The organism is Luteococcus peritonei (genome assembly GCF_039526385.1).
Classification (GTDB): Bacteria; Actinomycetota; Actinomycetes; order Propionibacteriales; family Propionibacteriaceae; genus Luteococcus; species Luteococcus peritonei.
Genome location: NZ_BAAAIX010000016.1, coordinates 133,734 through 160,050, shown reverse-complemented (window position 1 = coordinate 160,050; position 26,317 = coordinate 133,734). Strand labels below are relative to the sequence as shown.

Below are 26,317 nucleotides of genomic sequence, written 5' to 3'. Positions count from 1 at the left end.
GGGTCAGGCCCGGGGCTTGCGGCCGCGGGTGGTGGGGGCGGGACGCCAGGCGTCCAGCTCGTCGAGGGTCCTGTCAACCTGCTGGCTGCGCTGGCGCAGCTGCTCGCGGGTGAACTCGGCCATGCTCATGCCGTAGGTCGGGTCGTAGTCGCCGTGCCACTGCTCCACCCAGGGTTGCAGTTCGACCAACCCGGCGACTAGCGGCACCAGCCGCTCCTCGTCCCAGCCCTCGGCCTGCCGGGCGCCGATGATGATGCCCAACGCCAGCGCCTGCTCCAAGTGGTTCCAGCCGGCCCAGCCCAACAGCTCGCTGGTGTCGGTGGACCGCCCGGCCTCCGGGTACAGGACGAAGCGCTCCTTGGGCACGTCGAGCTTGCCGCGGGCCTGCCACCACTCGGTCTTTCGGAAGTCGGCCGAAGTGTACTTCGGCGGCACCGGAATGGTGCCAACATCCACACCGGCATCTTCCTGCCGCTGCAGCTCCCAGGTCTTCTTCCACGCCTCGAACTTCCGCAGCCCGGTGTCCTTGAGCCGCAGTGCTGCCAGGTAGGGCACCGCCTCGGGCACGAGCAGCTTGCGCAGGGACTGGCTGGGCAGCACGCCGGCGCGCCCCTCCCACAGCCGCAGCACCTTCACCAGTTCCGTGTCACGACCCACCAGGTCGGCCAGCTCATTCACCGACCGCGGCGCCGGACGACCCTGGGCGTCGAACCAGTACTCCCGGCTCTCCAGGCGATCCAGCAGCCAGGTGCGCAGTGCCTTCCCCTGCTTCTTCTCCCACGGCTCCGACGCCCAGCGTCGCTTGTACTCCGGCCGCTCCAACAGGTTGATCGCCTTGTCAGACTCGATCAGGTCGATCCGCCGCTGCACCAGCGCCCGATAGTCCTCCGGCCAGTGTGTCGGGATCTCGGTGACCGGGGTGGAGCCATGACGCGCGAACCATTCCCCGTCAGCCTCACCCGCTGCGACCCGACGAGCCAACACGATCTCGAAGGCACGTTCACCTAGCTCGACCCGCGGCGGCTCTCCAGCGCAGGTGAGGTCTGCGTCGATCAGGCCGTAGAGCCGGTAGCACTCCCAGTCCAGTTCTTCCTGGTGCGCGATCATCTCCTGCTGGAGCCCATCGGCCGCAGCCCGCGCCTCGTGGAGGGCCTGGACGTGCGGACGATCCCCGAGAACCGCGGCTGGCTGGTGCGCCGCCAGATCGCTGGCGAGGCGATCCAGGATTCGGCCGCGCTCCAGGGGCACCCGCGAGGGCAGCGGGAAGTCCTTCAGCGTGGTGCCGGTGAACTCGTACCGATCGGACCACGGCTGCTGAGACACTCGGGCGCCGTCTTGCCCCACGGGGTCACCGCCCTTGGGATAGCTGTTTTGCTTGAGCCAGAAGCAGGCCGTCGACGAGTTGAGCACCCCCAGCAGCGCAAGGTGGTCGTCCTCGGTGGCCTCCGCCGGCAGCTTGATCACCGGCGCGGACTGCTTGAACACCTTCCCGCCCCGGTCCAGCACGAAGTGGTTGTGCGTCGCCACGAAGGCGAAGGTGAGCGTCCACTGGTGTGCCCCGGGATCCTTGGGCAGCTGGTGCCACTCGTAGAAGGGTCGCCCATCCGAGAAGTACGTGCCACCCGAGAAGGTTGCTCGAGCTCCAAGTTCCGTCCGGCAGACCCAGAGTCGGTTCGCCCATCCAGGAAAGGCGCTCAGAGGCTGGAGCTCGTGCTTGGCGTTGTACGGGAACCACGTCGGTACCGATTCCGTCACAGCGAAGTCGCGCACGTTCTCACCGATGACCAGATCCCTGACAGCCAGTGGCTCCAAGGAGTGGTCCCGGACCGTGTTGGGGGTCACCATCATGGAGTCGTCGGAACCCATGATGCCGAACACTCCGATTCGGTAGGCCCGGGGGCCCAACCGTTCGTGCGCAGCATCGATATGTGTCAAGACGTCGGTGGCGCCGCCACCGCTCAGGCTCCACGGGTGTGCCGCCAATGAAGCCCGAGGCAGGTCGCTGATACTGACGAAATCGCCATCGAAGCCGGGGTGCTCAACCTGCTCGACCAATTGCCGCCACACGAGGCCGCTCGCCGGTTCGGCGGGCTGGCCCGGTTCACCGCGAACGCCGAGGACAGCGCGCACGGTGTCGGTGGTCGGAATCTCGGCTTGCCCCACGATGATCACCGTCGGGGTGCCGTGACCGGGGATGTAGGCGCCCGACGTATCGGCGACCAGCCGAAGGTCAAGGCTTGGCAGGACCTCCTCGATCAGGCGCGAGCCGAATTCGCGTTTCATGAACGAGTTCGAGGTGATCTGTCCCACCCAGCCAGCCGGGCCATTCTTGGGCTTGGCCAGCTGGAAGAAGCGCTCCATGAAGGGCGCGGACAGCGCGTACTTGCCCTTGCAGCTCTTCGGGTACAGGGCTCGATAGGTCTTGTTGAGCGCCTTGTCCTTCACGGTGATGTAGGGCGGGTTGCCCACCACCACGTCGTACTGGCGCGGCTCCAGGATGCGGGCCAGCGCGGCGGTGTCTTCGGTCTCGAAGGAGAAGAGGTTCTCCTCCTCCACCAGGGTGTCCTGGGTGTAGCTGAGCAGGCTGTCACCCGCGGCCAGGTTCAGATCCAGCTCCGGAGCACCCTCCAGCGAGGTGCGGCCCATCGCCTGCAGCGCCGCCACCGTCAGCCGGAAGCGGGCGACGGCCACGGCGAAGCCATTGATGTCCACGCCATGGACCGACGCCAGCGCACGGCGCACCACCTCGTCGTCCGGCAGGTCGGACTGCTGCTCGCGCCACAGCGCGACAAAGCGATCGAAGGCGCCCAGCAGGAAGTGGCCCGATCCACAGGTGGGGTCGATCAGCGTGAAGCCTTCCAGTGGACGCTCCTCGAGAGCCGGGGTGAGGGTCTGGTCGAGGATGAACTCCTCCACGAAGACCGGGGTCTGAAGCAGCGCGAAGGTCTTCTTCGCATACTCCGACAGGTCCTGGTACAGGTCACCGAGGAAGCGCGTCGACAGGCTCTCATCACGCAGGTCGTGCACCAGCTCACCATCGCTGGTGCGGCGGCGCCAGAACTGCAACACCTCGCCCGCCATGTCACCCGACGGCGCGATCAGGTTCAGCGCGGCCGGCGGGGCCACCAGCCCCTTGGTCGCAGGCAGCGCGGCGAGGTGCTTGATGCCCTGACCGATCCACTCGCGGTAGGTCAGCGTCGGGAACTCGCGGAAGAAGGCGTTCTCCGCATCCAGGGCCTCCTGCCGTCGCTCCGGCGGGCCGGCGATCCACACCGGCGAGAGCAGCGCGTTGTCCTCGCAGAACCGGATGAAGACGGTGGTCAGCACCCAGCTCACCGCGGCCTGGGTCAGTCGGTCATCACGGAAGGTCTCCCACGCCGCGGCGGAACGCTCGGCCTTGTTCGCCTCACGATGCTCGTCCTGCCATTGCTTCGTGAGATTCGCGTCCTCCGCCAGCCGCCGGCGCAGATCATCCTCGACGCGCAGCACCAGCGCCTTGAGTTCGGTGGTGAGCTGCGAGGTGGCGGTCATGCGGTCGCTCCTGAGGCGTCTGGTGCGGGGGTCTGGGAGAACAGGCGGTTCCACTGGATGTCGAGCCACGTGGGGTCGATCGGGACGAACTGGTTCGGGGAGCCCTGCACCGGGTGTCCGTCGAGCACCGGGCCGCGGTTCGACTGGGTCTGCGGCAGCACCAGCCAGATGGCCTGCGGCCGAGTGGCGGCCAGGTCGTTCCAGTGGGTGAGCACGTCCAGGTGGCCGTAGCGGGCCAGCAGCGAGCCCTCGGCCAGCACCACCGGAGTGTTGCCCTGGAGCGCCGCGATGGTTTTGTCGAGCTGCTGACGGACGGCCTCGGCCACCCGGCCCATCAGGGCCTGCACGCCGCGTCTGTCACGGCTGCCGGGCTCGGCCGCGTCAGAGGCGAGGATCAACTGCCACGGAATGGGGCGAGCACCGGCGGAGGCCACCTGCTTCAGCTGGGCCAGGGTGAGTGCGGCCAGGTCGATGACGTGGGCCTCGAAGTCGTGGGCCAGCACGCGGTGCAGCCGGTCCTGCTGCTGCGCGGCGACGCCCAGCGCCAGGAAGGAGCGGCTGCGGCGCGAGTCCAGCAGTCGTTGCCCGGTGACGCCGGAGACGGAGACCGGTGCCAGGTCTTCTGAGATGCGGGTGGCGTGGCGGGAGGCCAGGCCGGTGGCGCGGTCGGTGAGTTGGCGGGAGATGAACCGCTTCGCGCCCTCGTTCCACTCAAGATCCAGCTGGGCCTCGCGCAGAAGCTGGTCCAGTCGGGGACGTTCCGGCAGCTGCTCCAGGGCCGGGAAGCGGTTGGCCACCCGGGAGGTGATGTCGGGCGTGGTGAGCGTGCTGCTCGGGGCCAGGGTGCCCAGGGTGAGCTGCAGTGCGCGGGCTGGCTGCAGGCGTCGGTGGTGCAGTTCACCGATCGCTGAGGCTGCCGTGATGGTGGAGAGCCCGGCCGCCAGCTGGGCCAGCCGTGGTGTTGCCAGCAGGGCCTCGGGCAGCTCGCCCTTGGGCAGTGCCTGGCGCAGCTGCTCCTGGGCACGCTCGGCGGGCACCACCACGGTCTCCATCGCGCCCTGGTCGGGGGTGTTCTTGACGATGTCATCGGCGATCTGGCCGAGGTGGTCGACCGCGTCGAGCAGGGCGCTGTCGGAGCCCACCAGTGACATGGTGCGGCCACGGCGACGCCAGACCAGCGCCGAGCTGTCCTCGTCGGCGCGCTGCAGGTTGCGCTGCCGATCGCTCGCGATGCGCACCAGGCCGCGGGCCCGGACGAACTCGTCCTCATTGTCCTTCAGGCCACCCGGGACTGCCGCGAGGACGGCGCGGGTCAGCTCGTCGACGGTCGCGACACCGCCCAGCGCCTCGACCTGGCTGCGCATCAGCTGGTCCAGCTGGCGCAGCACCTCCAGCGACTCCGGCTTCTTGGCCCAGCGCTCCTGCAGGTCGGCGATCAGCTGGGTGGTGCGGGCCAGTGTCGGTGGCTTGGGAGCGGACGCGGTGATCTCGGCCTGGGTGGCGAAGGGGTCCACCTGCGAGTTGTCGCCCAGCAGGCAGTGCACGACGTGGCTGCGCAGCTGGGACGGCTTGGCGACCGCCACCCGCAGCAACGCCTCGTACATCTCGTCCAGCGGCGGCAGCGTCGCCTCGGCCTGCAGGTCGAGCGTCTTGGGGTCTCCGAACCGGGCGATCCACTGCTTGACGCGCGCGCGGACCTGCTTGCGGGTGTTGTCCGAGGTGCCGATCCGCATCAGTGCCACCGGGTCCACCGCCAGCAGGTCGCCGACCGTGTCCACGCCGAACTGCTCGACGGCCGACAGCATGCGCGGGCCGAACCCAGCCTGGTTGAGCGGCGTGGTCAGCTCGGCGCGGGCCGCCAGTTCGTCGTCATCGTCGGGAGCGACGGTGACCGTCTGGGTGAAGGCCTGGTGCCACTGGGCGCGCATCACCGAGGCGCTGGCGAAGCGCTGGGCGGCGTCACGCGACAGGGCGCGGGCGAAGTAGCCCAGCAGGTGTTGCGCCACGGCAGGGTCGAACATGCCGGTGGAGAGCGTGATGTCGGCCGCCACCGCGCGGGGGTGGGCCGAGGGATCGTCGCCGTAGACCGGGGTGGTGCCGGTGGCCATCTCGAAGAGCACCACCGAGGCGGCATACAGGTCGGCCGCGGCGTCGTAGACCGGGCGGTCATCGCCCAGGAAGGGGTCCAGGTAGGGGGCGGTGCCGGCCGCGATGGCGCGCGGTGACACCGAGGACAGCGAGAAGTCGAAGAGCACCAGGTGGCGGGCCCGCTTGGACTGGATGCCCAGGTTGGCGGGCTTGATGTCGCGGTGGTGCAGGCCCAGCTTCTCCAGGTCCTCCACCGCGGCCAGCAGGTCGTCGCCCCAGCGGTCCAGCATGTCCAGTGACAGGCGAGGACGCAGCGCCAGCTCCTCGGCCAGGGTCTGGGAGCCGGCGTCGCTGAGCAGCAGGGCGTCGCGGCCGCCGACGCGCAGCGGCCCTTCCTCCAGCCGCACGATGTGCGAGGAACGGATGCCGCGCAGGATGTCGGCCTCGGCCTGCAGGCGACGCGCCGCGTCGTCGTTGAGGGCCGTCTTGAGCACCCTGTCTTCCTTGGTGCGTGCCAGGTTGTCCTGCACCAACAGCCCGACCGCCGTGGAGCCGGCGCCCAGCCGACGGACCAGGGTGAAGCGCTGGTCAAGTGACTCCCCCGGGCGCGCCTCCAGCGGATCGGTGGCGTGGTTCGTGTCGGGATTGAGCGTGACGCGCTGGGCGGCGGCCAGCAGCTCCAGGATGTCGCCGACGTCGCTGGTGCGCTGCGACGGGACACCCTGGGTGGCGGCCAGCACCAGGTTGCGCAGCTCGGTGGAGGCGGCGGGCAGGTCGACGCTGATGTCGAGGCCGGACTGGTCTCGCAGCCGCGCCAGCAGGGCATTGCGGTCATTGGCCGGCAGGTGGCCGGTGAGCACGAAGTAGGCGGTGGCGCCCAGCCCGAACATGTCCAGCCGGATCCGGTTGGCCGTGGTCGACCAGACGCCCTCGGGGGCCTGGAAGACGGCCTCCTGGTCCTCCTCCTCGTCGATGCCCTGGGCGTGGAGCACGGTGACACCACGGGTGGCGGTGGCGAGGTCGCCGGCCGAGCCGACGCTGCGCCACTCCCCCACCAGCACCTTCACGCCACCGTCGGGGCGCTCGCGCACCCACAGCGCGTAGGGGCTCAGCCCGCGGTGCACCACCTTGTTGCGGTGGGCGTACTGCAGCGCCTCGGCGACCTGCCGGATCACGCTCAAGCGGGTGTCCAGCGAGATGGTCTGGCCGCGGCGGGCCAGCCACAGGTCCAGTCGTTCGGCCTTGTCGTCGAAGGGGAAGACCAGGCCGTGGCCCAGCTCCTCGTGCACGACCAGTTCCTTGGGCCGCAGCAGGCCGTCGTGGGACAGGCCCTGCATCACCTTGTACTCGTGGTCGACGACCTTGTTGATGTCGGCGATGTGCTGGGCGGAGTCGTTGTCGTGCAGGATCGGGAAGCGGATCCGCGCGCGCTCCTCGGTGACGGCAATGTGATTGGCCAGCCAGTCCTGGTGGGTCTCGGTGGGCTCCAGCCGCTCGAAGAGGTTCCAGCTGCCGACGGTGAGTTCGCGGCGCTCCACCAGGCCCATGCGGGCGAGCAGGTGGCCGACGATGTCGTCCGGCAGCTGCGGCTTGCCCTGCGACTCCTCCAGCAGCCGATCCGAGATCGAAGCCAGGTGCGTCTGGTACTCGTGATCGTCCAGCCCGAAGATGCCGATGCCGGCACTGCCCACCAGGGCACTGCGGATCATCGGGTGGTGGATGAAGACCGACTCCTGCACCCACGGCATGAGCCGGGCATAGGTGCCGGGCTGGACCCCCAACTCACGCTCCAACGCGACGAGCTGCTCCTTCATCTTCGACGCGAACCGCTGCGCCTTGCGGCGGGCCAGCAGCAGCGGTGACTTCTCCGCCGGATGGCCGCTGCGGAACCAGTCGGTGTCAGTGCCCTGAAGCAGCCCCGAGTAGTACTTCAGCTCCACCAGGTGCAGCCTGCGCCGCCCCAGCACCAACGCATCCACCTCGTGCCAGTGCCCGTGGCCGTCCTTGAACTCGAAGTTCGTCCAGGCCCGGAAGGGCGGCTCGTCGGGCAGCAGCTGCCGCAGGATCTGGAGGCCCTCCTGCTCGTGCGCATGGTTCGACGGGGTGACCTCCACCCATCGACCATCCGACAGCACGTTGCTCCCATTCGCCTACCCTGTATGTCGAACACTGTAGCCAGGTAGATCGTTTACTCGTGTGTTCCCTCGTTGACGCCTGGGCCATTCGAGGCCGTTCGCCCATCCTCGAGCTGTCGGTCAACTTGCGATCGCGCCACTTCAGGTTCCGGATCCCAACTCGTGGTCCTCGCCTTGGGTCTCGTCTTCAGCCCTTACCGAGTCATCGTGGATCAAATCAACAAGGGGGAGTTCGGAACGGCCCAATTCGTCACGGGCAGCATTCAAGAAGGCGGTGAGCGCCCTCTCTGGATCGTCGCCAAGCACGTTGAGCGCGAGGTTGCTTACCTGTTCCGAGTCGGTGACCAGCTGCACGCCAGCGACCGCTGCATAGAGCCGAGCCTCGTCTTCATGCTGCTCAGCCACCAGCTGGGGGCGCAGGCGGCGAGCTTCAGTCTTCCGCTCCTCGGTCGTCCCACCCTCGAACACCCGCTGCCAGTCGACACCAACACCGAAGAGGATGCGATCGAGACGCTTGATCTCGCGCTGACGTCCCCGACCAACGCGAACCCAGTGCTGCCCCTGAGAGATCAACTCTGCGTACGCTGATCGGCGCAAGGACTCCAACCGGGTGGCCTCCGAACGAATGAAGGCCTGCTCTTCTCGGCGCGCGGTCAACCGAGACGTGACGTAGATGCCCCCGACAGCGATGAAGGCAGCCGTCACCGATCCCCAAAATGCGGAGCTTCGGACAACCTCGCCCGTGAGTGCGCCGAACCGACGAGCGCCAACTCGTCGCACCGCTCGACCGACCGCGAAGCCGAGGAGGCCCGTCGTCAGCCCGAAAAGAGGGACCCAAGCTCTGCGCACCGGCCCAGGCTGGCAGCCAGCTCCGCGGCGGTCAAGCTCATGCAAAGGCGCTCCTCATGCTGAGGATCCCTGGAAGTCCATCCCAGAAACGACCGATATCTAGCACATCGGGACGGCCGCCTGCGACACTGTCTCTAAACAGTCCCGAAACTGTCGGGAACTGGGACACCGTTATGGAGACACTTCATGGCACGCGTCGCGTACATCCGCACCAGCACCGACCACCAGGACGTCGCCATGCAGCGTCACGCCCTAGCAGCCACCGGAACCTTCGACCGCGAATTCGTCGACGCCGGCATCTCAGGACGGAAGGCCAGTCGGCCCGCCCTCGACGAGATGCGCGGCTGGGTCCGCGACGGCGACGAGGTGGTCGTCTACAGCCTCAGCCGGCTAGGTCGCTCCACAATCGACCTCCTCACCTTGATGCAGGACCTCGATAGGCGCGGCGTCAAGGTTTCCAGCCTGTCCGAGCAGTTGGACACCAGCACCCCCGCCGGGCGCCTGGTCCTGACCGTCCTGGCTGCCGTCGGCGAGATGGAGGTCGCCCAGACCAGGGAGCGCACCATGGCCGGCCTAGCCGCGGCTAGGGCCGAGGGACGCGTGGGCGGGCGCCCAGGGGTACCGGGCACCAAGGTCGAGGAGCTGCGCAGGCTGGTTGCCGACGGATCCACCATCACAGCGGCGGCCAAGCAGGTCGGCGTCGGGCGCAGCACTGCATACCGGCTCCTAGGCGGGTAGCGCCCGATCCACTGGTGCCGTCGCTCAACCGGGACATGCCGCCACGCACCAGCCCCAGGACGCCCCGGTAGGTCAGACTGTCGTCATGGCGCTACCCGAAATCAACCAGCAGGCCGTGCAAGCAGCCATAGCCGAGTTCGACCAGCTCGGGCGCGAGGCGTTCCTAGCCAAGTACGGCTTCCGTCATGCTCGCGAGTACTACATCACCGAGAACGGGAACCGGTACGACTCCAAGGCGATCGTCGGCGCAGCGGCCGGGTTCATGCCCGGCGGGGCACCGGTGACCTACTCCGAATTCTCTGGCGGAGCAGCCACCGTGGTCCCCCTGCTCACGAGCTTGGGCTTCCGCGTCACCAGGGACCCCGACCGACGGCCCACGCAGGACGCAACCTGGGACCTTCAAGTCGGCGAGAGCATCCGCCGAGTAGAGCTCCACGAACGATTCGGTGGCAGCGGGCAGAACGGGATCACCGCCAGCTCAACGACGCCCAATGTCTTCCTCTTCAGCGCCGCATCCTCGGGCCACCAGCACGGCTACTTCGACCAATGGGAAGGCGAGTACTTCTACTACACCGGCGACGGCCAGAAGGGCGACCAGCAGTTCGTCAGAGGCAACCGCAGCATCCTGCAGCACGTCGAGGACGGCAAGGCCCTGCGCCTCTTCAACGGGGCTCGCGGCACCGTCACCTACGCAGGCGAATTCGAGCTCGCCGACGAACAGCCATGGATCTACCGCCAGGCTCCCGAGAGCGGCGGCGGTCCCCTGCGCCGAGTCATCGTGTTCCGCCTTGCGCCTGTCCTCAGCGACCGGCAAGCGGCCAACAGCGCCGGTGACATCGGTCGGACGTTCGATCGACGGAACGATGAGGTGTCCCCCGCAGCCGCCGACCCAGCAGCCCCCGACCGCGACGCCGTCGAGCGTGGACTCCGAAGCCACCGCAGCCTCGAGAACCTGCTCGCCGACGCCATCACCGAGCGTGACCTCGAAGCCCTGGAGCCGGAGGTCCAGGATCCCCCCTTCGACGTCGCATGGAAGGCGACCGACGGCACCATCAACGTCGTGGAGGTCAAGAGCACCACGCCGGCCAACCAGACCGCCCAGCTCCGCCGCGGCCTCGGCCAGGTCCTGGACTACGACCACACCCTGCGCCAACGGGGACACACCCAAATCCAGCCGATCCTGTTCATCGAGGCTGAGCCCGCAGGCGACCACTGGCAGACGCTCTGTGCTCGCCACGGCGTCAAGCTCGCGTGGCCCGAGGTGCTCGCCCAGCTGTTCTGAGGTCGGCGGGCCCTGGAAGCTACGTGCTCAAAGCGTGTAACAGAGAGCGGATTTCAGCAGGGCGACCCATCGCTCAAGTGGGCTCCCAGGTGTTGGGGATTAGCGGCCACGCGTACTCAAGATGCCCGACGGACCGCGAGCCAGCGTGCAGCCACCCCACCACCCTTAAGTCCAAGCCTGGAAGGAATCGCGCCAGGGCACACAGCCGAGCGGTGCTCGAAGGTCGACGCAGTGGCCCACCTGTCTGCAACAGCCAGGCTCCCCGGGCGACCGTAGAGGCGCGCTCCCCGCGACCAAGGCCCGCGCTCCCCGCATCGAGCGTTGGAACCGGCGGGGTCCTGGCCACCGCGACGTTCCACCTTCCCCGACCGGTCGTCCGATCCTGTTGCACGCGGAGCGTCATCTTGCACGGTTGTTGCACGAAGAAGGGCCTTGCCGGAGCGATTCCCGCTCTGACAAGGCCCTCGGCGTGTCGGGCTGACAGGATTTGAACCTGCGACCCCTTGACCCCCAGTCAAGTGCGCTACCAAGCTGCGCTACAGCCCGTCCAGGTCGTTGCCGACCCGAGGAGAAACACTACCCGACCAGCACCGTCGGCGCCAATCGAACCCCAGATCATCTTTCTGGACCGAGTGGTCCTACCATTGCACGGTCCCCGCTGACCGGCGGGGCCGTTCATCGTGGAAAGGCCTTGCGGATGCTGTTGGAAACACTGATCGACGCGAAGGCGGTGGACTACCTCATCCTGGTGGTCTACTTCGCCTTCGTGCTGGGCGTCGGGTGGCTGGCGCGCCACCAGATCGCCGACGCCTCTGACTACTTCCAGTCCGGACGCTCCCTGCCGGCCTGGGTCACCGGGCTGGCCTTCGTCTCGGCCAACCTGGGAGCCGTCGAGATCATGGGCATGTCGGCCACCGCCGCCCAGATCGGCATCCCGACGGTGCACTACTTCTGGATCGGTGCCGTGCCCGCCATGGTCTTCCTGGGCGTGGTGATGATGCCCTTCTACTACGGCTCCAAGGTGCGGTCCGTGCCGGAGTTCATGCTGCGCCGCTTCGGCCCCGGCGCGCACCTGGTCAACGCCATCTCCTTCGCGCTGGCCCAGCTGCTGATCGCAGGCATCAACCTCTACCTGCTGGGCTCCATCGTCCACGCCCTGCTGGGCTGGCCGCTGTGGGTGGCCCTGATCGTGGCCGCTGCCGTCGTGCTGGCCTACATCACCATGGGTGGGCTCTCGGCAGCCATCTACAACGAGGTGCTGCAGTTCTTCGTCATCATCGCCTCCCTGCTGCCGCTGGTGATGATCGGCCTGCACCGGGTCGGCGGCTGGGGCGGACTGAAGCAGAAGATCACCGACGCCGCCGTCAGCGCACCCGCCTCGGCGCACGTGCCGTCCGCCGAGCAGCAACTGCACTCCTGGCCCGGCCAGGCCCTGTCCGGCTTCACCAGCCCGGCACTGAGCACCGTCGGCATCATCTTCGGCCTGGGCTTCGTGCTCTCCTTCGGCTACTGGACCACCAACTTCGTCGAGGTGCAGCGTGCCATGGCCTCGGAGTCGCTGTCCGCAGCACGCAAGACGCCCATCATCGGCGCCTTCCCCAAGATGCTGGTGCCCGCCGTCACCATCCTGCCGGGCATGATCGCCGGCGTCCTGGTGCCCGAGATCGCCCAGCTGAAGGCCGGCGGCAGCCCCGCCGGCGGCTCGAGCGGCACCGGTGTCACCTACAACGACGCCCTGCTGCTGCTGATGCGTGACCTGCTGCCCAACGGCCTGCTGGGCCTGGCCATCACCGGCCTGCTCGCTGCCTTCATGGCCGGCATGGCCGCCAACGTCTCCGCCTTCAACACCGTGCTGAGCATCGACATCTGGGGCACCTACGTGCAGAAGGGCCGCAGCGACGACTACTACGTGGGCGTGGGCCGCATCGCCACCGCCGTCGCGGTCGTCGTGGCCATCTTCACCGCCATGATCGCCGGCAGCTTCAGCAACATCATGGACTACCTGCAGACGCTCTTCGGCTTCTTCAACGCACCGCTGTTCGCCACCTTCATCCTGGGCATGTTCTGGCGCCGCTCGACGCCGGCTGCCGGCTGGATCGGGCTGCTGACCGGCACCACCTCGGCCATCCTGGTCTGGCTGGGTGGCAATGCCGAGGTGGGCTTCGGCTGGTACAGCCTGCCCGGCCAGGGCCTCGCCTTCGTGGCCGCCTCCGCCGGTTTCGTGATGGACCTGGTGGTCAGCGTGCTGGTCTCGCTGGTCACCACGCCCAAGCCCCGTGAGCAGCTGCGCGGTTTCGTCTACTCCGAGACCCCGCGCGCGGACCTGGCCGACGAGGACGAGCAGGGCCAGCCCTGGTACCACCGCACCCTTCCCCTGGCGGGCCTGGCGATGGCCATGGTCGTCGCCCTGAACGCGATCTTCTGAGGAGCAGACCATGTCATCACTGCACGCCAAGCCGCTCGACATCCGTGCCCTGATCGGCTCGATGCTGGCCATCATCGGAACCATCATCACGCTGATGGGCCTGTTCGCCGATCCCGAGCTCGCCAAGACCGGCGGCGTCAACGCCAACCTGTTCGCAGGCCTGGCGCTGCTGCTGGGCGGCCTGCTCTTCCTGCTGCGCTGCCGCCAGCGCCCGCTGGCGCCGCGCACCAGGCACCAGGACTGAGCACCCGGTCGAGTCCGGAAGCGACAATGGACAGGGCCCGCAGGCATCACGCCTGCGGGCCCTGTCGCTCGTCCGGTGACGGCTACTTCTTGCCGCGCTTCTCCCGTGCCCGGACCTCGACGTGCACCGGCGAGCCAACGAAGCCGAAGTCCTCGCGCAGGCGTCGCTCCACGAAGCGCTGGTAGCCGGCGTCGATGTTGCCGCTGGTGAACAGCACGAAGGTGGGCGGGCAGTTCTGCGCCTGGGTGCCGAAGAGCACACGGGGCTGCTTGCCGCCGCGCAGCGGGTGCGGGTGCGCCGCGGTGACCCGACCCAGGAAGGCATTGAGCTTGCCGGTGGACACCCGGGTCTCCCAACCCTCCAGCGCCGCCTCGATGGCCTTGCTCAGCTTGTCGACATTGCGGCCGGTGAGCGCGGAGATGTTCACGCTGGGCGCCCAGGCGAAGGCCTGCAGGTCGCGCTCGACCTCGCGCTCCAGGTAGCGGCGACGCTCGTCGTCGGTGAGGTCCCACTTGTTGTAGGCGATCACCAGCGCACGGCCGGTGTCCTCCACATTGCTCAGGATGCGCAGGTCCTGCTCGGTGACCGGCTCGGAGGCGTCGATCACCACGACGCAGACCTCGGCGCGCTCGATGGCGCCCTGGGTGCGCAGCGAGGCGTAGTACTCGTGCCCGCTGGCCTCCTTGACCCGCTTGCGGATGCCGGCGGTGTCGATCAGCCGGTAGAGCTGGCCGCCCACCTCGCACAGCTCGTCGACCGGATCGACGGTGGTGCCGGACATGTCGGAGACCACGGCGCGCTGCTGGCCGGACAGCTTGTTCAGCAGCGAGGACTTGCCCACATTGGGCTTGCCGACGATGGCGACGCGGCGCGGGCCGCCCACCTCACGGAAGCTCTCGCGGGGCGCCTCGGGCAGCGCATCGAGCAGCGCGTCGAGCATGTCGCCGGTGCCGCGTCCGTGGATCGCGGAGATCGCCCAGGGCTGGCCCAGGCCCAGGTTCCACATGCTGGCGGCCTCGGCCTCGGTGCGCTGGTCGTCCACCTTGTTGGCGGCCAGCACCACGGGCTTCTTGCTGCGGCGCAGCACCTGCACCACGGCCTCGTCCTCGTCGGTGGTGCCCACCTGGGCGTCGACCACGAAGAGCACCGCATCGGCGGTGCCGATGGCCAGCTCGGCCTGCTCGGCGATCTGGTGCGCGAGGCCGCGGGCATCGCTCACCCAGCCGCCGGTGTCGACCACGACGAACTCGCGGCCGTTCCAATTGGCGTCATAGGACACGCGGTCACGGGTGACGCCGGGGGTGTCCTGGACGACGGCCTCGCGGCGGCCCAGGATGCGGTTGACCAGGGTGGACTTGCCCACATTGGGGCGTCCGACCACGGCCACGACGGGCTTGATGGCGATCTCGCCACCGTCGCCGGTCAGGTCGGTGAAGTCGACGCCGTCGAAATCGGCGTCGGTGAAGTCGGTCATGATGGGGTCCTTCAGGGCAGTTCCAGGCCCACTTCTGCTTGGGCCTGCTGGATGTGCTGCTGGCACACGCCTCGCAGCATCTCGGTGACGTCGGCGACGTCAGCGGCTGTGCGGGGCCACGCTTTCGGCTCCACCTCAACCTTGTCACCGTACACGACGTGCACCTCGCCCCTAGGCCTCGGAAGCGAGGCCAGTCCCCTGCCGCCCACGCTGGTTCCCAGCAGGGCCACAGGAACCACCGGCACGCCGGTGACCATGGCCAGGTAGGCGGCGCCGCCCTTGAAGTTCTCGAAGTCGCCCTTGCCGCGGTGCATCTCGGGGAAGATCACCAGCTTGCGCCCGGCATCCAGCAGCTGGATGCAGCGCCGCAGGCAGCCCGGATCAGGATTCCAGCGGTCGATCGGCACCTGGCCCAGCGCGTCCAGCAGCCGTCCCAGTGGGCCGACCGACCACAGCTCCTTCTTCGCCATTGCCTGGGCCTGCGGCAGCAGGGCCACCGCCAGCGGTCCGTCGAAGAGCCCGACATGGTTGCAGGCGAAGATCGCCGGGCCGTCGGGCACCCGCTCCGGGTGATGCACCGTGGTCTTCCAGACCAGGTGGATCAGCTTGTCGACGCCGGGTTGGGCGGCGTCGAGCAGGCGGGTGCTGGGCACACGCACCCGGCTCAGGTCCGGCAGGTCGGGCAGGTGGGCTGGCAGGTCCGGGCGGGAGAGCTCGTCCACCTCAGGACTCCCGGCCGGGCACCATCGCGCAGATGGTCTCGATCACCTCGTCGAGGCCCATGTGGGTGGAGTCCACCAGCTCGACCCCCTCGGCGGGCTGCTCGAACTGGCTCACCGTGGCGTCGTCCCGGTCGCGGCGCACCACCTGGTCGGTGACGGCGGAGGCGTCCACCTGGCCGCCCAGTTCGGCCTGGCGGCGTGCGATCCGGGCGGCGGGGTCGGCCACCAGCAGGACGCGCAGGTCGGCGTCGGGGGCGACGACGGTGGTGATGTCTCGCCCCTCCACCACGATCCGGCGGTCCTGGGCGTCGATGATGCTGCGGAACCGCTCGTTGAGCCACTGGCGAACCGGCAGGATCGTGGCCACCACGGAGACCTTCTCGCTGACGCGGGGCTCACGGATGGCCTCGGTGACGTCGCGGCCGTTGACGGTGGTCGACGGGTGCAGCGGGTCGGTGCCGGGCTCGATCTTCGCGGTGGTGACCAGCTCGGTGATCAGCTCGGTCTGGGCGGCGTCCAGACCCGACTCCAGGAAGACGATGGCGGCGGCGCGGTAGAGGGAACCGGTGTCCAGGTAGGCCAGGCCGAGGCGCTGGGCCACCCCGCGGGAGGTGCTGGACTTGCCGGACCCGCTGGGTCCGTCAATGGCGATCAGGAGGCTGTCAGTCACGTGCAGAAGGCTACCGGGGTGCACCGACAGTTTGCGCCGCTCGCAACGCCCGGATCCCGCCGCGGCGACGTCGATCCGCACTGTCAGTGGCGTGTGCTTGGCTGGTGCCATGAGCCTCGACGCCTTCGGCCAGCCCAGCGGCCAGCAGAGCCCTGACGACTTCTTCACCTCCGCCGGTGGCGGCAGCGAGATCGAGGTGCCCGTCGTGCCACGGGCCACCCGCGCCGGGCGGTCGGAGGACCTGGAGGCACTCGGCCTGCCGGCGGGCAGCTGGGTGACCAGCCGCGCCAACCCGCAGGCCGGCCGCTTCGCCTGGCTCAGCGACGAGCCGATGCCCTTGCGGCGCTGGTGGCCCCGCCTGGTCTCCGCCTTCCCGCAGACCGGCTGGTGGCCGATGATCGTCCCGGTGGAGAACGAGATGCTCGCCATGGTGCGCGAGGGCGAGCTGGACGGCCCGCAGCCGGTGGAGGGCAGCTATGCCGAGCTGCTGGACGAGCTGCGCGAGGCCGCCCGCGAGGAGTGGGCCGCCGACGCCCCCGCCGACCAGGCCTGGAAGTACCACGCCGCTCCCCCCGCCGTCGGGATCCACCGCGGCGAGGTCATGACCACCCAGTACCCGGTCCAGGAGCACCTGCTGCTGGTGCCGGTGCAGCGTCCCGCCGACGCGCTCGCCGCGATCGGGTGGCCCGGCTGCGAGGAGTCCGGGCTCAGCGTGGCCGAGTTCACCCTGGCGCTGCGCAGCCTCGAGGAGCGCTTCGGCGCCGTCGTCGGCGAGATGGGCCCCTCCTCGCTGATGATCGACGTCACCACGCCGCCCACCGACGTGGCCCAGCAGACCGACCTGCTGCGCGAGTTCAACGCCCTGTGCCCCGACGCCTACGTCGAGGGCGAGCTGGAGGACTTCCTGGACTCCGTGGGCTACGGCCCGTGGATGTTCTGGTGGGAGTGAGCCTCAGGCCCGCAGCGCCCAGCCCTTCGCCTTCATGGCGGTGCGCAGCCGCTCCGCAAACGGCGGGCTGACCTCCACCGACAGGTAGCCGACCTCGCGGGTGGCGTCGTGCTCGATGGACAGGTCCTCGACGTTGACGCCCTCCGCGCCGATGTCGTGGAAGAGCCGCCCCAGGGCACCGGGAGTGTCGGGGATCTCGATGACCACAGCCACCCAGTCGGCCGGGTGGGCGCCGTGCTTGCCGGGCAGCAGCCGGGCGCCGCTGCGCCCACGGGCCATGAACTCTTCCAGCGCCTGCGGGTCGTCGAGCACCGCGAAGAGCTCGTCCAGGTCGGCCCGGACCCCCTCCAGCTCGTGGCGGATCGCCTCGGCATTGGCGCTGATGATCTGGCGCCACAGCTGCGGGTCGGAGGCCGCGATCCGGGTCACGTCGCGGATGCCCTGGCCGGCCAGACGCAGGTGGTCGCCTGGCACCTGGCGCAGGTGGCCGGCGGTCAGCGTGCTCATCAGCTGCGGCAGGTGGCTCACCTGGGCCACCGCCTCGTCGTGCTGCTCGGCCGGCATGGCCACCACTTGGGCGCCGCACAGCTCCGCCATCCGCCGCACCCGCGCCACGTCGTCGGGCTGGTTGTCCGGCCCGGCGCTGACCACCCAGGTGCGGTCCACGAAGAGCTCGGCGACGGCCGTCAGTGGCCCGGCATGCTGCGAGCCCGCCATCGGGTGCCCGCCCACGTAGCGCGACAGGTCGGCCCCGCTGGCGCGCAGCTCGTCGAGGATCCGTCCCTTCACCGAGCCGACATCGGTCACCACGGCGCTGCGATAGCGGTGCAGCGACTCCAGGACGGTGCGCGCGATGGCATCCGGCGGGGTCGCCACCACCACCAGGCGCACCTCGTCGGGCTCGGCACGGTCCACGACGCCGGCACCCAGGCCGGCGGCCACCACGGCATGGCTGGCGGAGCGGTCCACCAGGTGCACCTGCTCACCGGAGGTGCGCAGCGCCAGCCCGATCGAGGTGCCCACCAGACCGGCGCCGATCACCACCACCGGCCCGACGCTGTGCGGCAGCGCAGCGCTCACTGGCCGCCCTTCTGCACGAAGGAGCGCACGTACTCGGCGGCATTGGTCTCCAGCAGGCCGTCGATCTCGTCGAGCAGGGCGTCGAAGCCGGCGTCGTCGTGCTGCGCGGCCTGCTCCACCTGCTCGGTGGTCTCCTCCTGGCGCCGCTGGGGGCGCTGGACGCGGTGCTGCTCGCTCACGCCTGCTCTCCTGTCTGCTCGGAGGTCCAGCCTACTGCCGCGCCCAGCTGGGCCAGGGCCTGCGGCCCGTCGATGGACGCCAGCCGCTGCTCCCACTGCTCCCGGGTGCCCTGCAGTGGGCTGGTGAGCGCGAAGCTGTGCGGCCCGTCGGGCAGCTCGAAGGTGATCCGGTCCCAGTTGGCCTGCACCACCCATGGCTGGAAACGGGTCAGCAGGGTGCCGCGCAGCCAGGCGCGGGTGCTCGACGGCGGCTCGGTGCAGGCCCGCTGCACCTCGGCCGGGTCCACCAGCGTCTGCACCGCCCCACTGGCCTCGAGCCGGGCGAAGAGTCCCTCGACCAGGTCGGCCCAGCGAAGATCCAGGGCGAGCAGGCGCGGATCGGTCCAGTCGGAGCCGTGGCGGGCGCGCAGGGCCTCCAGCATCCGCAGCTTCGCCACCCAGTCCAGCCGGTCGGCGCAGCGCATCGGGTCGACGGCCAGGTCCTCCAGCACCCCGGACCAGTGGTGCAGCACCAGCTCGGCATCGGCGATGGAGCCCGGGCGCCCTGCCTGGCGGGCGGCGGCCTCCAGCCAGAGCCGCTGCAGCTCCACCGCGGTGCGCTCCACCCCGTCGCTGCAGGGCAGGCGGGTGCGGCAGCCGGGATCCTGCGACCAGGCCTGCATCGCCGCCACCGGGTCGAGCGGTTGCGGCAGCCGCTGGCCCGCGGCGATCGCCCGCAGCACCAGCTGGGCCGAGCCCACCTTGACCAGGCCGGCCACCTGGCACAGGTTGGCGTCGCCGGTGATGACGTGCAGCCGTCGGTGCACCTCCCGGTCCGCGTGGGGCTCGTCGCGGGCGTTGACGAGGGGCCGGTTGACGGTGGTCTCCAGCCCCACCAGGCGTTCGAAGAAGTCGGCGCGCTGGCTGGTCTGGAAGCCCGGCCGCTCGCCCTGGACGCCGATGCCCACCCGGCCGGCGCCGGTGACCACCACGCGGGAGGCCAGGAAGCCGGCGAACTGCTCGACGATGCGGGTGAAGGGCAGCTCGCGCGGCAGCAGGTAGTTCTCGTGGCAGCCGTAGCTGCGCCCCTTGTTGTCGGTGGTGTTCTTGACCAGGCGGATGTCCAGGCCGGTGGCCTCGGCCGCGCGACGGGCGGCGCGGGCGTGCACCAGGTCACCGGCACGGTCCCAGACCAGCGCCTCGGTGGCCGTGGCGACCTCGGGCCCGGACCACTCCGGGTGGGCGTGGTCCACATAGCTGCGGCCGCCGTTGCCGAGCAGCCGGTTGGGCTGGCGCACCATGTCGGTGAGCAGGTCGGGATGGGCGATGCGACGTGGCAGAACGGCGCCGCGGGCGTCCACCAGCGGGTGCTCGTCGGCATAGTCCCAGCGGGTGCCGGGCGCCTCGACGGCCTGCACCACCGCCTCCGAGAGGCTGATCGGGTCCGGCTGGCGCTCCTGGTGGGCCACCAGCACGCCGTACTCGGTCTCCAGGCCCATCACGCTCATGCGCCACACCCTACGGCCGCTGGCTAGGCTGGGGGCATGACGAAGCAAGTGGCGCTGGCCATCGACCTGGTCCTCGTGGTGGTCTTCGCGGCGCTGGGCCGCGCCTCGCACCAGGAGAACATCTTCGCCGGCCTGGTGCACACCGCCTGGCCCTTCCTGGTGGCCTGCATGGTGGGCTGGGCCATCCTGCTGCTGCGCCGCCGTCCGGCGCTCACCGTGGCCTCGGGCGTCTTCCTGTGGCTGGTGACCGCCTGGGGCGGTCTGGCGCTGCGGATGGCCACCGGAACCAGCGCACGGGTGCCCTTCTGGATCGTCACCACCGTGGTGCTGGGGCTCTTCCTGGTGGGCTGGCGTCTGCTGGCCCGCCGTCGCGTCGCCCAGGCCTGAGCCCCAGCCCCGACCTGGGGTGAGGCGGACAGCCGGTCAGTCCAGCTCGCGGGCCCGCTGGTGCACCAGGCTGCGGATGAAGACGATCCGCTCCCCCTTGCGGCCGCTGATCCGGGCCCAGTCGTCCGGGTTGGTGGTGTTGGGCAGGTCCTCGTTCTCGGTGTACTCGGCGCGGCAGGCCGCGACGATCCCCTCCCGACTGACGCCTCCCGGCCCGCCGGCCAGCTCGTCCTTGATGGCGGCCTTCTTGGCGCGGTCCACCACATTGCGCACCATCGCGCCGGAGGCGAAGTCGCTGAACCAGAGCACCTCCTTGTCGCCGGAGGCATAGGTGACCTCCAGGAAGCGGTTCTCCTCGGTGCGGTCGTAGATGGTGGCCACCGCCAGCTCCACCAGCTCCTCGAGTCCGGCGACGTCGGGGTGCAGCGGGGTCTCGGGGGTGAGGTACTTGGCGAAGATCTCGCGGGCCCCCTCGCGGCTGGGCCGTTCCAGCTTGATCTTCACGTCCAGCCGACCGGGGCGCAGGATGGCGGGGTCGATCATGTCCTCCCGGTTGGAGGCGCCGATGATGATGACATTGTCGATGCCCTCCACCCCGTCGATCTCGCTGAGCAGCTGCGGCACGACGGTGTTCTCCACGTCGGAGCTGACGCCCGAGCCGCGGGTGCGGAACAGGGAGTCCATCTCGTCGAAGAAGACGATCACCGGCTTGCCCTCACCGGCGTGCTCGCGGGCCCGGGCGAAGATGGCGCGGATCTGGCGTTCCGACTCCCCCACGTACTTGTTCAGCAGCTCGGGGCCCTTGATGTTGAGGAAGTAGGAGCCACCTCGCCCGTCGGTACCGGCGCCCAGCGAGTTGGCCACCGCCTTGGCGATCATCGTCTTGCCGCAGCCGGGCGGGCCGTAGAGCAGGATCCCCTTGGGGGCGGTCAGCTGGTAGCGACGGTAGGCCTCGCGCTGCAGGAAGGGCAGCTCGACGGCATCGCGGATCTGCTCGATCTGCTCGCCCAGGCCACCGATGTCGGCATAGCAGACGTCCGGCACCTCCTCCAGGACCAGCTCCTCCACCTCACTGCGGGCCACCCGACCCAGGGCCAGTCCGGCACGACGGTCCACCAGCACGCTCTGGCCCGCCTGCGGCGGGTCGGCGGCCAGCTCCGGCACGGGCAGCAGCAGGCTCTCCTCACCGCCGGGTGAGCCCACCACCACGCCGCCGGGGCCCGCCTCCACGACGACGGCCAGCTCGCCGCTGGGCATCGGATCGGCCAACGCGACGGCCACCGTGGACTCGTTGAGCAGGACGGCGTCTCCCACGCCGGCGGCCTCGACCACCTCGGGCAGGGCGGCCACCCGGACCAGCCGTCCGAAGACGCTCACCTCCAGCATGGCGGCCTGCTCGCCCTCGGCCGCGACGGTGTGCACCACCAGGGCGCGGTTCAGCGGGGCGCGGCTCAGCGCATCCACCTCGGCCTTCAGGGTGACCAGCTTCTGGCGGGCCTCGCGCAGGGTCTGGTTCAGCTTCTCGTTCTGCTGGGCCAGGTTGCGGGCGTCGGCGCGCGCATCGTTCATGCGGCGTTCGGCCACCTCCAGGCGGTGGTTGTAGCCCTGGCCCGGGGAGAAGCTCGCGTCAAAGCCCTGCGGCACCTCAGTCCTCCTGCTCCTGCGGGGCGTCCTCGGGGACGTCCTGGTTGCTCATCGGGATGTTCGCGGGCCGGGGGCCGTGGTAGTCGGGGCCGTAGGCACCCGGGGCGGGGCGACGCTTGCGCATCGGCGCGGTGATGCCGGGGGCCAGCCGACGGCTGTGCACCAGGAAACCGGTGTGGCCGGTGGAGCCGTGGCCCGGGCGGATGGCCAGGCCCTCGGCGTGCCAGTCGCGCATGGTGGTCTCGGTGGCCTGCGGCTCGGTGAAGCCGCCGTGCACCCGCAGGGTGTCGGCCACCCGTCCCAGCTGGGTGGCGGTGGCCACGTAGCAGGTGAGCACGCCACCGGGCTGCAGCACCTCGCCCACCGCGTCGACGCACTCCCAGGGGGCCAGCATGTCCAGCACGGCCCGGTCGATCGGCTCGTCGGCGATGTTCTCCACCAGGTCACCGACGGTCAGCGTCCAGCCGGGGTGCGCCATGCCCAGGAAGTTCTCCACATTGGTGCGGGCCACGTCGGCGAACTCCTGGCGTCGCTCGTAGGAGTGCAGGCTGCCTGCCGGACCGATGGCGCGCAGCAGCGCGATGCTGAGCGCGCCGGAGCCCACGCCGGCCTCCAGTACGCGGGCGCCGGGGAAGATGTCTCCCCACATCAGGATCTGGGCCGCGTCCTTGGGGTAGATCACGGCGGCCTCGCGGGGCATGGCGACGGTGTAGTCGCTCATCAGCGGGCGCAGGGCCAGGAAGGTCATGCCGCCGGCCTCCACGGTGACGCCCTCGGGGCGGCCGATCAGCTCGTCGTGCAGGAAGCCGCCCTTGCTGCTGTGGAAGGCCTTGCCGGGGGTGAGCTGGATGGAGTGCCTGCGTCCCTTCTGGTCGCTCAGCGTCACCCGCTCGCCGGGCTGCAGCGGCCCGGTGCGCACACCGGAGAAGTTCTCGGTGGGCGGGGTGGGCGGGGCCACCATCTTGGCGGGGCGCCCGATGCTGCGTCGGTAGAGCTGGAAGAGCAGGGTGCAGGTGACCCCGTCCAGGGAGTCGATCACCACGCGCCGCCGGGCCTCGGGCACGGGGATGGTCGACGGGATGGCCACCACCACGGCGCCGGAGGCCTGGCCGGCATCCGCGCCGGTGGGCGAGTCCTCCAGGACCAGGCAGTTGGCGGCATCGACGCCCAGCAGCTCGGCGGCCTTCAGGTAGCCGTCCGGGGCGGGCTTGTTCTGGGACACCTCGTCGCCGCCGACGATGGCCGCGAAGCCCAGCTCGGGCAGGTTCGCGAGGATCGCGTCGATGATGTAGCGCGGCGTGGAGCTCACCAGGGCGGTGCGCACCCCCTGCTCGCGCATCTCGGTCAGCAGCTCGTGGGCGCCGGGCAGGAAGAGCTTCTCCCCCTCGTCGGCCATCGCCGCGACGGCGCGACGCTCCAGGTCCTCCCGCACGTCGTCGGCGCTGACCTCGGGCCGGCCCAGGCGCTCGGCCATCAGGTCCGCCAGGCCCCAGACCGACATCCCGACGATGGCCTGGGAGTCCGCCTCGCTCCACTCCAGGCCGAAGTGCTGCGCGGTCTGCACCTCGCAGCGCATCCAGATGGGCTCGGTGTCGACCAGGGTGCTGTCGAAGTCCCACAGCACCGCCTCGGGGCGGGCTGCGGTGGCAAAGGGCTTGGCGCTGTTCGTCATGGTCCTGCCATTCTTCCATCCGGCAGTGACATTCCTCCCAGACGCGCACAGCAGTACCTTCGGATACTGCACAACCAGCGCCTGACCAGCGATGATGTGACCAACAGCCTCGAGCCAAGGAGCTTCCCCCGATGAACGACGAGCAGCAGCACCCGAGCGATCCCGTCCGCGACGAGGCCCGGCGTCCCGTCCAGCCGGCGCAGCAGGACCGCCCGGCCGGCGCCACGGCGGCACCCCACCCCGCCCCGGCCCCCTATCCCGTCACCCCGGCGCAGGGCGTCGCGAACCCTCAGCAGCCCTTCTACCAGCCCGGACCGCCCTCGCAGGGCTGGTTCCGCAAGGGCTTCGGCCTGGGGGCCGGCGGCGCGCTCGGCGCCGGGCTGGTGCTGGCCGGTGTCACGCTGGCCACCGGCTTCGCGTCGATGATGATGTTGGCCGGGATCGGCGCGGCCATGGGCGACCCCGGCTCCTCGTCGATGGAGATGCCGCTGGAGACCGTCTGGGGCTCCGAGAACGCCGGCAAGACGCTGCGCGGCATCGACGTGCACGGCGCCATCATGGCCGCCTCCTCCGACGGGATGGGACTGACCGCCTCCACCTACGGCTACGAGGTGGCCGACATGATCGACCAGATCGACGCCGAGCAGGCCGACGGTCTGGTGCTCTTCATGGACACCCCGGGCGGCACCATCAACGGCTCGCGCGCCATCGGCGACGCGGTGGACCGCTACCAGGAGCGCACCGGCAAGAAGGTGGTGGCCTTCGTCGAGGGGATGAGCGCCTCGGGCGGCATGTTCGCCATGGCCCCGGTGGACAAGGTGATCGCCGACCACGGGACCCTGGTGGGCTCGATCGGCGTCATCTCCGGACCCTTCCAGCACTACGGGGAGGTGGTGGCCACCGACGGTGGCCTGCTGGGCGGCGGCGTGACCACCAAGGGCGGCATCACCAGCGAGTACCTCACCCAGGGCAAGGGCAAGGACTTCGGCAACCCCTACCGCGAGATGACCGCCGAGGAGCGTGCGGTGTGGACCAAGGGCCTGGCCAACGAGTACGGCGAGTTCGTCAGCTGGGTCAGCGAGCACCGCAAGATCCCGGCCGCCACGATCCGCGACGACCTGGGCGCCCATCTCTATGACGCGAAGACCGCCAAGGAGAAGAAGCTGGTCGACGAGGTGATGAACCGCGAGGACGCGATGCGCGAGGCGGCGAAGCTGAACGGTCTCGACCCGGCCGACACCCGCGTCGAGAAGGCCACCACTCCCGGGCTGCTGGACTCCCTGCTCGGTGCCGACGACTCCCGGGTGCGCGGCCAGGCGCCCGCGGTGAGCGCCAAGGAGGGCCAGCCGCTGGTGGTGACCAGCGTCATCTGCTCCGGCGCGCCGCAGGTGCTGGCCTGGAGCGGGCCCACCACCTCGCTGTGCGGGAAGTGACCCGGCGGCAGTGACTCAGCCGCGACGCACGGCGCCCAGGAGCCTTGCCTTCCGGGCGCCGAGCTCGTGGCGCAGCCCCGGCCGGTAGGTGCCGCGCAGGGTGGCGCTGTCCACCACGTGGCCCCGGGTGGCGGCGTCGAAGTCGGCCCGGGTGAAGCCCTCGGACAGCCGGGGATCGATGTCCAGGGCCAGCAGCGTGAAGACATAGTGGTGGGTGCCCGAGGGCGGGCAGGGGCCCTCGTAGCCCAGTGAACGGGTGCCCTGGCCCACCACCGCGCCGCGCGGCAGCAGCCCCTCCTCCAGCTCGGAGGTCTGCAGCGGCAGCACCACCAGCCAGTGGTCGTAGCCGGGGGCGTCGTCGTCGGTCAGCGTGATCGCCCAGGCCGTGGTGCCCACCGGCGGCACGCCCCAGTCCAGGTGCGGAGAGATGTCGTCGCCGTGTCCGGGGCCCAGGTGCTTGCGCGGGATCGGGGTGGCGTCGGTGAAGGCGCGCGAGGTGAGGCTGATCATGGCGCCAGCCTAGATCCGCCTCCTGGGGGTCCCAGGGCGCGGGTCGACGGCATTGGGCCGTGGGCGAACGAGGCTGTCCCGTGCCCGGTCTGCGGGCCACAGTGGGAGGGTCATCCGACCCATCGAGAGGAGCCACCACCATGGCCACCAGCAAGCCCGCGAAGAAGCCCACCAAGAGCACCGCGAAGAAGCCCACCACCCCGGCCGGCCCTCGCAACGAGAAGCTCTCCTACACCGTTCCCGGCGTCCCGGTGAAGGACGGCCAGGCCCTGGCGCAGAAGCTCCAGATGCGCCTGCACGCCCTCAACGACCTGCACCTCACCCTGAAGCATGCCCACTGGAACGTGGTCGGACCCAAGTTCATCGGCGTGCACGAGATGCTCGACCCCCAGGTGGAGGCGGTGCGCGCCATGGTGGACGTGATCGCCGAGCGGATGCGCACCATGGGCGTGGCCCCGGTGGGCACGCCGGGCGCGCTGGTGCAGGCCCGCAGCTGGGAGGACTACCCGGTGATGACGGCGCAGGCCGCCGAGCACCTGGCCGCGCTGGACCTGGTCTACTCCGGCGTCATCGAGGACCACCGCAGCCTGGTCGACGAGTCCGAGCAGGTGGATCCCATCACCCAGGACATCCTGATCGGCCAGGTCACCGAGCTGGAGAAGTTCCAGTGGTTCGTCCGCTCCCACCTGATCGACGACTCCGGCAAGCTCGCCACCGACGGCGCCACCACCATCGATCAGGCCGTGAAGCAGGGCATCGCGGCCGACCGTTCGGTCGACTGACAGGTCGACTGACAGCTCCCCGACGCCTGCCGGGGA

The 26,317-nt window shown here is 69.9% G+C and carries 20 protein-coding genes and 1 tRNA gene; 9 read left to right on the top strand and 12 right to left on the bottom strand.

Annotation, left to right across the window (positions count from 1 at the left end; translation table 11 throughout):
* Window positions 1–3 precede the first annotated feature (3 nt).
* Entirely contained in the window at window positions 4–3,531 is a 3,528-nt protein-coding gene (gene pglX / locus ABD073_RS08030; RefSeq protein ID WP_343873500.1) for a BREX-2 system adenine-specific DNA-methyltransferase PglX, read from the bottom strand.
* Window positions 3,528–7,733 (bottom strand): BREX system serine/threonine kinase PglW, encoded by a 4,206-nt coding sequence (gene pglW, locus ABD073_RS08025; protein WP_343873499.1) that lies wholly within the window; start codon window positions 7,731–7,733, stop codon window positions 3,528–3,530. The genes pglX and pglW overlap by 4 nt, the downstream gene beginning before the upstream one ends.
* Window positions 7,734–7,961: 228 nt before the next feature.
* On the opposite strand from pglW, the gene ABD073_RS08020 reads away from it, so the two are divergent.
* The 3 genes from ABD073_RS08020 (at window position 7,962) to ABD073_RS08010 (ending at window position 10,623) form a co-directional block, all read left to right on the top strand.
* Window positions 7,962–8,342, top strand: a complete 381-nt coding sequence (locus ABD073_RS08020) for a hypothetical protein (protein ID WP_343873498.1) — start codon at window positions 7,962–7,964, stop codon at window positions 8,340–8,342.
* Between the two features lie 447 nt (window positions 8,343–8,789).
* Window positions 8,790–9,341: a recombinase family protein gene (locus ABD073_RS08015; protein WP_343873497.1), complete on the top strand. Its 552-nt coding sequence runs from the start codon at window positions 8,790–8,792 to the stop codon at window positions 9,339–9,341.
* 85 nt (window positions 9,342–9,426) lie between these two features.
* Window positions 9,427–10,623, top strand: a complete 1,197-nt coding sequence (locus ABD073_RS08010; RefSeq protein WP_343873496.1) for a ScoMcrA-related endonuclease — start codon at window positions 9,427–9,429, stop codon at window positions 10,621–10,623.
* 472 nt (window positions 10,624–11,095) lie between these two features.
* Here the strand turns inward: ABD073_RS08010 and ABD073_RS08005 are convergent.
* Window positions 11,096–11,169 (bottom strand) — tRNA-Pro (locus ABD073_RS08005).
* 151 nt (window positions 11,170–11,320) lie between these two features.
* Between ABD073_RS08005 and ABD073_RS08000 the strand changes: the two genes are divergently transcribed.
* Both ABD073_RS08000 and ABD073_RS07995 read left to right on the top strand, forming a co-directional pair.
* Complete coding sequence (locus ABD073_RS08000) at window positions 11,321–13,048, top strand: sodium:solute symporter family protein (RefSeq protein ID WP_343873495.1); 1,728 nt, start codon at window positions 11,321–11,323, stop codon at window positions 13,046–13,048.
* A gap of 10 nt (window positions 13,049–13,058) precedes the next feature.
* Entirely contained in the window at window positions 13,059–13,292 is a 234-nt protein-coding gene (locus ABD073_RS07995) for an LPXTG cell wall anchor domain-containing protein (protein WP_343873494.1), read from the top strand.
* A gap of 82 nt (window positions 13,293–13,374) precedes the next feature.
* Here the strand turns inward: ABD073_RS07995 and der are convergent, their stop codons facing one another.
* Genes der through cmk form a run of 3 tightly spaced genes read right to left on the bottom strand, consistent with a single transcriptional unit; the run spans window position 13,375 to window position 16,158 of the window.
* Window positions 13,375–14,766, bottom strand: coding sequence for a ribosome biogenesis GTPase Der (gene der, locus ABD073_RS07990; RefSeq protein ID WP_343873493.1), 1,392 nt, complete (start codon window positions 14,764–14,766; stop codon window positions 13,375–13,377).
* A gap of 11 nt (window positions 14,767–14,777) precedes the next feature.
* Complete coding sequence (locus ABD073_RS07985) at window positions 14,778–15,488, bottom strand: lysophospholipid acyltransferase family protein (protein WP_343873492.1); 711 nt, start codon at window positions 15,486–15,488, stop codon at window positions 14,778–14,780.
* Window position 15,489: 1 nt separating this feature from the next.
* A complete protein-coding gene (gene cmk / locus ABD073_RS07980) occupies window positions 15,490–16,158 on the bottom strand; it encodes a (d)CMP kinase (RefSeq protein ID WP_343873491.1) in 669 nt (222 codons plus the stop codon).
* 109 nt (window positions 16,159–16,267) lie between these two features.
* On the opposite strand from cmk, the gene ABD073_RS07975 reads away from it, so the two are divergent.
* Entirely contained in the window at window positions 16,268–17,107 is an 840-nt protein-coding gene (locus ABD073_RS07975; RefSeq protein WP_343873490.1) for a DUF4253 domain-containing protein, read from the top strand.
* A gap of 3 nt (window positions 17,108–17,110) precedes the next feature.
* Here ABD073_RS07975 and ABD073_RS07970 read toward each other — a convergent pair whose 3' ends face one another.
* Genes ABD073_RS07970 through dop form a run of 3 tightly spaced genes read right to left on the bottom strand, consistent with a single transcriptional unit; the run spans window position 17,111 to window position 19,853 of the window.
* Window positions 17,111–18,187 carry a prephenate dehydrogenase gene (locus tag ABD073_RS07970; RefSeq protein WP_343873489.1) on the bottom strand — a complete coding sequence of 359 codons (1,077 nt, stop codon included), beginning with the start codon at window positions 18,185–18,187 and terminating at the stop codon, window positions 17,111–17,113.
* Window positions 18,184–18,366 (bottom strand): ubiquitin-like protein Pup, encoded by a 183-nt coding sequence (locus ABD073_RS07965; RefSeq protein WP_386751635.1) that lies wholly within the window; start codon window positions 18,364–18,366, stop codon window positions 18,184–18,186. Before ABD073_RS07965 ends, ABD073_RS07970 begins: the two co-directional genes overlap by 4 nt.
* Entirely contained in the window at window positions 18,363–19,853 is a 1,491-nt protein-coding gene (gene dop / locus ABD073_RS07960) for a depupylase/deamidase Dop (RefSeq protein WP_343873488.1), read from the bottom strand. The genes ABD073_RS07965 and dop overlap by 4 nt, the downstream gene beginning before the upstream one ends.
* A gap of 36 nt (window positions 19,854–19,889) precedes the next feature.
* On the opposite strand from dop, the gene ABD073_RS07955 reads away from it, so the two are divergent.
* The gene (locus ABD073_RS07955) at window positions 19,890–20,240 is read left to right on the top strand and encodes a DUF3054 domain-containing protein (protein ID WP_343873487.1); all 351 of its coding nucleotides are present in this window, start codon (window positions 19,890–19,892) and stop codon (window positions 20,238–20,240) included.
* Between the two features lie 36 nt (window positions 20,241–20,276).
* Here ABD073_RS07955 and arc read toward each other — a convergent pair whose 3' ends face one another.
* Together arc and ABD073_RS07945 are read right to left on the bottom strand one after the other, a co-directional pair.
* Window positions 20,277–21,884: a proteasome ATPase gene (arc, locus tag ABD073_RS07950; RefSeq protein ID WP_343873486.1), complete on the bottom strand. Its 1,608-nt coding sequence runs from the start codon at window positions 21,882–21,884 to the stop codon at window positions 20,277–20,279.
* 1 nt (window position 21,885) lies between these two features.
* Window positions 21,886–23,556, bottom strand: coding sequence for an HAD-IA family hydrolase (locus ABD073_RS07945; RefSeq protein ID WP_343873485.1), 1,671 nt, complete (start codon window positions 23,554–23,556; stop codon window positions 21,886–21,888).
* Between the two features lie 131 nt (window positions 23,557–23,687).
* Here ABD073_RS07945 and ABD073_RS07940 point away from each other — a divergent pair, with 131 nt between their 5' ends.
* Entirely contained in the window at window positions 23,688–24,989 is a 1,302-nt protein-coding gene (locus ABD073_RS07940; RefSeq protein WP_343873484.1) for a S49 family peptidase, read from the top strand.
* 15 nt (window positions 24,990–25,004) lie between these two features.
* Here ABD073_RS07940 and ABD073_RS07935 read toward each other — a convergent pair whose 3' ends face one another.
* Entirely contained in the window at window positions 25,005–25,499 is a 495-nt protein-coding gene (locus ABD073_RS07935; RefSeq protein WP_343873483.1) for a YbhB/YbcL family Raf kinase inhibitor-like protein, read from the bottom strand.
* Between the two features lie 140 nt (window positions 25,500–25,639).
* Between ABD073_RS07935 and ABD073_RS07930 the strand changes: the two genes are divergently transcribed.
* Window positions 25,640–26,281, top strand: coding sequence for a Dps family protein (locus ABD073_RS07930; RefSeq protein ID WP_343873482.1), 642 nt, complete (start codon window positions 25,640–25,642; stop codon window positions 26,279–26,281).
* Window positions 26,282–26,317 lie beyond the last annotated feature (36 nt).

Excerpts from the sequence above, each read along its gene's own strand:
- pglX (WP_343873500.1), bottom strand. The coding sequence starts at position 3,531 with ATGACCGCCACCTCGCAGCTCACCACCGAACTCAAGGCGCTGGTGCTG.
- ABD073_RS08015 (WP_343873497.1), top strand. The coding sequence starts at position 8,790 with ATGGCACGCGTCGCGTACATCCGCACCAGCACCGACCACCAGGACGTC.
- ABD073_RS08010 (WP_343873496.1), top strand. The coding sequence starts at position 9,427 with ATGGCGCTACCCGAAATCAACCAGCAGGCCGTGCAAGCAGCCATAGCC.
- ABD073_RS08000 (WP_343873495.1), top strand. The coding sequence starts at position 11,321 with ATGCTGTTGGAAACACTGATCGACGCGAAGGCGGTGGACTACCTCATC.
- ABD073_RS07995 (WP_343873494.1), top strand. The coding sequence starts at position 13,059 with ATGTCATCACTGCACGCCAAGCCGCTCGACATCCGTGCCCTGATCGGC.
- der (WP_343873493.1), bottom strand. The coding sequence starts at position 14,766 with ATGACCGACTTCACCGACGCCGATTTCGACGGCGTCGACTTCACCGAC.
- ABD073_RS07975 (WP_343873490.1), top strand. The coding sequence starts at position 16,268 with ATGAGCCTCGACGCCTTCGGCCAGCCCAGCGGCCAGCAGAGCCCTGAC.
- dop (WP_343873488.1), bottom strand. The coding sequence starts at position 19,853 with ATGAGCGTGATGGGCCTGGAGACCGAGTACGGCGTGCTGGTGGCCCAC.
- ABD073_RS07955 (WP_343873487.1), top strand. The coding sequence starts at position 19,890 with ATGACGAAGCAAGTGGCGCTGGCCATCGACCTGGTCCTCGTGGTGGTC.
- ABD073_RS07945 (WP_343873485.1), bottom strand. The coding sequence starts at position 23,556 with ATGACGAACAGCGCCAAGCCCTTTGCCACCGCAGCCCGCCCCGAGGCG.
- ABD073_RS07940 (WP_343873484.1), top strand. The coding sequence starts at position 23,688 with ATGAACGACGAGCAGCAGCACCCGAGCGATCCCGTCCGCGACGAGGCC.
- ABD073_RS07935 (WP_343873483.1), bottom strand. The coding sequence starts at position 25,499 with ATGATCAGCCTCACCTCGCGCGCCTTCACCGACGCCACCCCGATCCCG.
- ABD073_RS07930 (WP_343873482.1), top strand. The coding sequence starts at position 25,640 with ATGGCCACCAGCAAGCCCGCGAAGAAGCCCACCAAGAGCACCGCGAAG.